The sequence below is a fragment of the Flavobacterium sp. CG_9.1 genome (genome assembly GCF_015751645.1).
GTDB classification, from domain to species: Bacteria; Bacteroidota; Bacteroidia; order Flavobacteriales; family Flavobacteriaceae; genus Flavobacterium; species Flavobacterium xanthum.
Window position 1 is genome coordinate 71,342 of record NZ_JADOVC010000019.1, and the last position, 6,851, is coordinate 78,192.

Consider the following 6,851-nt stretch of genomic DNA (forward strand, 5'->3'; position numbering starts at 1 on the left):
AAAGATTTTTGAATTTTTATATTGTATGAAGAAAGTATTAGCATTTATTGATTGGTATAAACCGGGTTATAAGGCTGGGGGCACAATTACGGCTTTTAGTAATTTTGTTGATTATTTGGAAGATGATTTTGAGTTCAATATAATTACGCGTGATACGGACTATTGTGATAAAGAATCTTATGCTTCTGTAGTTAGTGATGAATGGAATTCGATTTCTAAATCAAATGTTTATTATATTTCAAGACCAAAATTAAATTTCAAGAGAATTAAAAAAATAATATCAATTGAAAGTTACGACTACGTTTATGTTAATGGAATTTTTTCATTTTATTTTTCTGTATTACCACTTTTGATTATTAGAAATACTCAGGTTATCGTCAATCCTCATGGAATGCTCTCTAAACAAGCATTTAGTATTAAAAATAATAAGAAAATAATTTTTTTAAAAATAATTAATTTTTTAAACCTTTATAATAAAACCGTATTTCACGTCGCTAATGAAGAGGAAGCCCAGGCGGTTAAGGAGCGAATCAAAGTCTTTCAAGAAATTAAAATAGCAAATCAATTACCTAGAAAGCTAAAACATGAGAATTTTAAAAAAAAAATCAAAAAGAATGAAATTCTTTGTTTAATATCAGTTGCTCGAATTTCACCAGAGAAGGGTACTAAATATATTTTCGAATTCTTAAGTAAAATTCAAAATACTAAAATTGTTTTAGATTTATATGGACCTATATATAATAAGGAATACTGGAAAGAATGTCAGTCAGTAATTACGAAGTTACCAGAAAACATTACAGTTAACTACAAAGGGAGTGTTGATGGAAGTACAATGAATGATGTATTACAAAATTATCATTTTTTTATATTGCCTTCAGAAGGAGAGAATTTTGGTCATGCAATATTGGAAGCTTTGTCCGCGGGTTGTCCGGTAATTATTTCGGATAAGACTCCGTGGAAATCATTAGAATCAAAAAAAATTGGATGGGATTTACCATTAGATAATCCACAGAAATTTGTAGATGCTATTGAAAAAGCTTCAGGAATGAACCAGAGTATTTATAACGAGTGGTCGAACAATGCGGTTACTTTCGCAAAAAAATTCTGTAACAATCCCGAAATTTTAGAGGAAAACAGAAAATTGTTTTTATAATTTAATTACAAAACACATGAAAATTGATTTGTCTAAGTATAATAATTCTTGGTACAACCCGGGACCCAAATGGAAGCAAATTTTGTGGTACTTTGTAAGCGTGTTATTATTTGTTAATCCATTAAACCCATTGTCAGGTTTTAAAATTTTATTATTAAGGTTATTTGGTGCAAAGGTGGGAACTGGAGTGCACATAAAGCCTGGAGTTACTATAAAATATCCATGGTTACTGGATATTGGAAATCACGTTTGGATTGGTGAAAACGTTTGGATCGATAATTTGGCTAAAGTCACCATTGAAAGTAATGTATGTATTTCACAAGGCGCGATGTTATTGTGTGGAAATCATAATTACAAAACAACAACTTTTGATTTGATTATTGGAGAAATACATTTACAGGAGGGCTCTTGGATAGGTGCAAAGTCTATAGTTTGCCCCGGAGTTACGTTACATTCTCATGCTATTTTAGCCGTAGGTTCCGTAGCTACGAGCAATCTAGATTCTTTAGGAATCTATCAAGGTAATCCTGCCGTAAAAATAAGACAGAGAAAAATAGAAGAATAAAAATGAAAATTTCCATAATAACAGTCTGTTACAATAGTGCCGCAACGCTAGAAAAGACAATACTTTCCGTTGCTGGTCAAACCTACAAAAATATTGAATACATTATCGTTGATGGTATGTCTAAAGACAATACCGTTAGAATTATTCAAAAACACCAAGATAAAATTGCGCATTGGATTTCTGAACCTGACAAAGGTCTCTATGATGCAATGAATAAAGGAATTGAGATGGCAACAGGAGATATAGTAGGGATTTTGAATTCTGATGATACTTTCTTTTCCAAGGCTGTTCTTTCTGAAATTGCACTTTTTCATACTAGGAATACCATAGATGCTTCTGTCGGCAATATTATACAGCACAAGGAAGATGGCAAAGTAGTTCGAGCGTATTCTTCGAAATATTGGAAGCCTGAGAAATTAAAAATTGGATTTATGCCGCCGCATCCTTCGATTTTTTTTAGAAGAACTTTATTTAACACATTGGGCTTCTATGAGCTTGGATTTATTATTGGTGCCGATTATGAATTGATTACCCGCTTTTTTCTTAAAGCAAATATAAGTTGGAAGTATTCAGGAATAACAACAACAGCCATGTTAGTGGGTGGCTTGAGTAGTTCTGGTAGTAGTTCTTATCAACTCATTACAACAGAAATTCAAAAAGCACTTACAATGAATGGATTGTATTTTTCACCATTTAAAATTAAGATGCGATTTGTATGGAAAATAATAGGATTTTTAAAGAAATGAATAGAAAAAAAAAAATTTATATTACTGGAATAACCGGTTTTGTAGGACAAAATCTTAGTCTGTATTTGGCTAACGAATTTGATCTTCATGGTATTTCCCGAAATAAAAAGCAGGGTATATTGACGTATGAAATGTTTCTGCAAGATAATTTGCCATACGATGCTGTCGTCCATTTAGCAGGCAAAGCACATGACCTTAAAAACACCTCCCATAACAGCGAATATTATGAGGTGAATTTTGAATTGACAAAGCGCTTGTACGATCAATTTTTACAGTCGGATGCTAAGAAATTCATTTATATCAGTTCTGTAAAAGCTGCTGCAGATGTAGTTGTTTCGCCTTTGACAGAAGAAGCAATACCCAATCCCATTACTGCCTATGGAAAATCAAAACTAATGGCGGAAGAGTATATTCTATCCAATTTATCTGCTACTAAAACAGTATATATTTTGCGTCCCTGTATGATCCATGGACCAGGAAATAAGGGAAATTTGAATTTGTTGTTTGCTCTAGTAAGCAAAGGTTTTCCTTGGCCTTTGGGCGCTTTTGTAAATCAACGTTCTTTTTGTAGTATTGAAAATTTATGTTTTATTATAAAGAATTTATTAGGTCAGGAATCTATTCCCACAGGTGTATATAATGTAGCTGATGATGAATCCCTTTCCACTAATCAACTAATCGAATTAATTGCTGCTACACAAAATAAGCGTGCTAAGATACTGACCATTTCAAAAAGATTGATTGTCGTTGCAGCAAAAATTGGAGATTATTTCTCTTTGCCACTCAATGCAGAACGCTTGCAAAAACTAACCGAAAGTTATGTGGTCAGTAATCGAAAAATTGTTAAAGCTTTACATAAGCCACTTCCTGTCAATGCAAAAGAGGGCTTGGTAAAAACATTTCGATCCTTTAAATAATAATGCACTATACATTAATTACATTTATTCTGTTTCTCGCGGCATTAGTTTATTTTAAAATAGCTGATGTATACAATATCATTGACAAACCAAATCACAGAAGTGCGCATACTGAAATTACAATTCGGGGAGGAGGCGTACTATTCTGGTTTGCGGCACTATTTTATTTTGCGCAACATAGTGATGTTTATTATCTTTTTTTTACTGGCATTACAATAGTGAGCATGGTCAGTTTTTGGGATGATATTCAGAGTTTGCCCAATAAAATTCGAATACTGGCACATTTCAGTGCAATTAGTTTATTGTTTTATAATCTCAATGTTTTTGAGATCCTGCCTTGGTGGGGGATTCTACTTACTTACATTGCCGCAATTGGCATCATTAACGCCTATAATTTTATGGACGGTATCAATGGAATGACAGGGCTTTACACGATTGTAGTACTGGGTTCGCTTTGGTACGTTAACCATTATGTTTTTGAATTTATTGATGGTACATTCATTATTTATCCGATTTTAGCCAGTATAGTTTTCCTTTTTTTTAATTATAGAAAAAGAGCCAAATGTTTTGCTGGGGACGTAGGTAGTATTTCTATAGCTTTTTGGATTATTTATCTTATTTTAAAATTGATATTGGATACTGAATCTTTGGTTTGGTTGCTATTTTTAGGTGTTTATGGAGTTGAAACAGTAGCAACAATTCTACATAGAATTTATTTGAAAGAGAATATATTTGAAGCGCATCGTTGGCATTTGTATCAAGTTTTAAGCAATGGCTACAAAATGCAACATCGACTAGTCTCTTTTTTATATGCTTTTCTGCAAATGGTAATATCCACAATTGTTATTACGACGCATACTATTTTAAATGATTTTATTTTATTTGCTATTGTACTAGTGCCTTTATCGCTTCTGTATTGTGTTAAGTTTTATCTCTTGAAGAAAATTTCATATTAGGAATGAAAATACAAATTTTTGAAGGTGACGTTTTTAAAGATGAAAGAGGTTCTGTTTCTTTTATAAATGATTTTAAATTTAAAGATATTGAAAGATTTTATATCATAACTAATGCTCCTGAACATCCTATAAGAGCCTGGCAAGGTCATAAATTTGACACGAAAAATTTTTATTGCATTCAGGGAGCTTTTAAGATATCTTTTGTGAAAATTGATAATTGGGAGTCTCCATCAGCTAATTTAACAGTAGAAAGTGTCATACTACAAGAAAATTCAAATATAGTTTTGAGTATTCCTGCTGGTTTTGCAAATGCTATTCAATCCTTGGAAGTTAACTCACGATTAATGTCCTTTTCAACTCTCGCTCTGGATAAAGTCAAAGAAGATGATGTTCGTTTTCATTCAAATACTTGGAATCCAGATGGCGTCAAGTAGAATATATTTATCTGTGCCACATATGGGTGGAACCGAACAAAAGTTTGTTCAAGAAGCTTTTGTTACTAACTATATTTCGACAGCCGGTTTTAATATTGGCGAATTAGAAAGGAATCTCAGAAATTATCTCGGAAATGAAGCGCATGTAGGAGCGCTCACTTCTGGAACAGCAGCCATTCATTTGGGCTTAGTTTTACTCGGCGTTCAAGCTGGAGACACGGTATTGTGTCAAAGCATGACTTTTTCGGCTTCAGCCAATCCTATTTTGTATCAAGGAGCCACTCCCGTTTTTGTAGACAGCGAGGAAGACACATGGAATTTATGTCCGGTAGCGCTAGAGGAAGCAATCCGTAATGAAATTGAAAAAGGCAAAAAGCCAAAAGCCATTATAGCGGTTCATCTCTATGGTGTACCGTATCAAATTGAAGCAGTACGAGCGGTTGCTGATGGGTATGGAATTCCTATTCTGGAAGACAGTGCTGAAGCCTTAGGAAGCAGTTTCAAAGGTCAAAAATGCGGTACTTTTGGGGACATTGGAGTCTTGTCTTTTAATGGCAATAAAATCATTACGACCTCTGGCGGTGGAGCTATTGTAACACCAACGGCTGCGCTCAAAGAAAAAGCCATTTTTTTTGCTACGCAATCCAGAGATGCAGCACCTCATTATCAGCACAGCGAAGTAGGCTACAATTACCGCATGAGTAATATTTGTGCAGGTATAGGTCGAGGCCAAATGGAAGTGTTGGATGCACACGTACAATTGCGTAGGGATATGCATGATTTTTATGTTGATGTATTCAAAGATATAGCGGCGGTAAGCGTTTTCACTGTTCCTAACTCGGACTACTTTGCTAATTATTGGCTAACCGCTATTTTAGTTGCTCCCAATGCCGCGAAAGGGATCGACCGAGAAGCACTGAGACTGGCTTTGGATCAGGCAAATATTGAATCGCGTCCCTTGTGGAAACCAATGCACTTACAGCCTATTTTTGAGCACTATCCGTATTACGGCAGCAAAGTAGCGGAAACTCTGTTTGAAAACGGTCTGTGTCTGCCATCTGGGTCTAATTTAACAGATAACGAAAGAATAAGAATAAAGGAAGCTGTATTGGCTTTCTTCTCGAAAGAGTAGGGGTATACTTTTAAAAATACGGTACAGACGTCAATTGTTTCGGTGTACGGTTCTCGATACGTCCCGCTAAAAAGCGAGCCACTCGAACTGACGAGCTCTCGATACATCCCGCTAAAAAGCGGTCCACTCGAACTGACGCGTTCTCGTTTTTTAGACATTCTCGCTTCCCAGAACGTCTCTTCGAGTGTTTTTGGCTAGAAGGTTTAGATTTATAAACAAATCGCAACCAGCCAAAAAAGTATCGAGAAGTTTATGTTTGCAACGGTTCTCGATACACCCCGCTAAAAAGCGAGCCACTAGAACTGACGAGCTCTCGATATAAATTTAACTATTCGAATCCTTAACGTCACTTCGAGTGTTTTTGGCTAGAAAGTTTAGAATTAAAAACAAATCGCCATCAGCCAAAAAAGTATCGAGAAGTTTTGTGTTTGCAACGGTTCTCGATACATCCCGCTAAAAAGCGGTCCACTCGAACTGACGCGTTTTCGATACATCCCGCTAAAAAGCGAGCCATTTGAACTGACGCGTTCTCGTTTTTTAGACATTCTCGCTCCCCAGAACGTCTCTTCGAGTGTTTTTGGCTAGAAGGTTTAGATTTAAAAACAAATCGCAACCAGCCAAAAAAGTATCGAGAAGTTTTGTGTTTGCAACGGTTCTCGATACACCCCGCTAAAAAGCGGTCCATTCGAACTGACACGTTCTCGATATAAATTTAACTATTCTAATCCTTAACGTCTCTTCGAGTGTTATCGCTAGAGAGTTCAGATTTAAAAAACAAATCGCAATAAGCCAAAAAAGTATCGAGAAGCTTTGTGTTTGCAACGGTTCTCGATACACCCCGCTAAAAAGCGGGCCACTCGAACTGACGCGCTCTCGATACGTCCCGCTAAAAAGCGGGCCACTCGAACTGACGCGTTCTCGTTTTTTAAACATTCTCGCTCACCAGAA

Annotated in this window: 8 protein-coding genes; 7 read left to right on the forward strand and 1 reads right to left on the reverse strand. The window is 35.5% G+C overall.

The window, feature by feature from the left end; genetic code table 11:
- Positions 1 to 25 precede the first annotated feature (25 nt).
- Genes IWX83_RS11410 through IWX83_RS11440 form a run of 7 tightly spaced genes read left to right on the forward strand, consistent with a single transcriptional unit; the run spans position 26 to position 5,903 of the window.
- The gene (locus IWX83_RS11410) at positions 26 to 1,153 is read left to right on the forward strand and encodes a glycosyltransferase family 4 protein (RefSeq protein WP_196829771.1); all 1,128 of its coding nucleotides are present in this window, start codon (positions 26 to 28) and stop codon (positions 1,151 to 1,153) included.
- A gap of 16 nt (positions 1,154 to 1,169) precedes the next feature.
- Positions 1,170 to 1,718: a WcaF family extracellular polysaccharide biosynthesis acetyltransferase gene (locus tag IWX83_RS11415; RefSeq protein WP_196829773.1), complete on the forward strand. Its 549-nt coding sequence runs from the start codon at positions 1,170 to 1,172 to the stop codon at positions 1,716 to 1,718.
- 2 nt (positions 1,719 to 1,720) lie between these two features.
- Positions 1,721 to 2,464 (forward strand): glycosyltransferase family 2 protein, encoded by a 744-nt coding sequence (locus IWX83_RS11420; protein WP_196829775.1) that lies wholly within the window; start codon positions 1,721 to 1,723, stop codon positions 2,462 to 2,464.
- On the forward strand, positions 2,461 to 3,381 hold the full coding sequence (locus IWX83_RS11425; protein ID WP_196829777.1) for an NAD-dependent epimerase/dehydratase family protein: 921 nt from the start codon (positions 2,461 to 2,463) through the stop codon (positions 3,379 to 3,381). Before IWX83_RS11420 ends, IWX83_RS11425 begins: the two co-directional genes overlap by 4 nt.
- A 2-nt stretch (positions 3,382 to 3,383) precedes the next feature.
- Positions 3,384 to 4,337, forward strand: coding sequence for a glycosyltransferase family 4 protein (locus IWX83_RS11430; protein WP_196829779.1), 954 nt, complete (start codon positions 3,384 to 3,386; stop codon positions 4,335 to 4,337).
- A gap of 2 nt (positions 4,338 to 4,339) precedes the next feature.
- Complete coding sequence (locus IWX83_RS11435; protein ID WP_196829781.1) at positions 4,340 to 4,771, forward strand: WxcM-like domain-containing protein; 432 nt, start codon at positions 4,340 to 4,342, stop codon at positions 4,769 to 4,771.
- Positions 4,758 to 5,903, forward strand: coding sequence for a DegT/DnrJ/EryC1/StrS aminotransferase family protein (locus IWX83_RS11440; RefSeq protein ID WP_196829783.1), 1,146 nt, complete (start codon positions 4,758 to 4,760; stop codon positions 5,901 to 5,903). Before IWX83_RS11435 ends, IWX83_RS11440 begins: the two co-directional genes overlap by 14 nt.
- A gap of 767 nt (positions 5,904 to 6,670) precedes the next feature.
- Here IWX83_RS11440 and IWX83_RS17250 read toward each other — a convergent pair.
- Positions 6,671 to 6,851, reverse strand: a 181-nt coding sequence (locus tag IWX83_RS17250; protein ID WP_231379963.1) for a hypothetical protein, incomplete at its 5' end; no start/stop codon positions are given.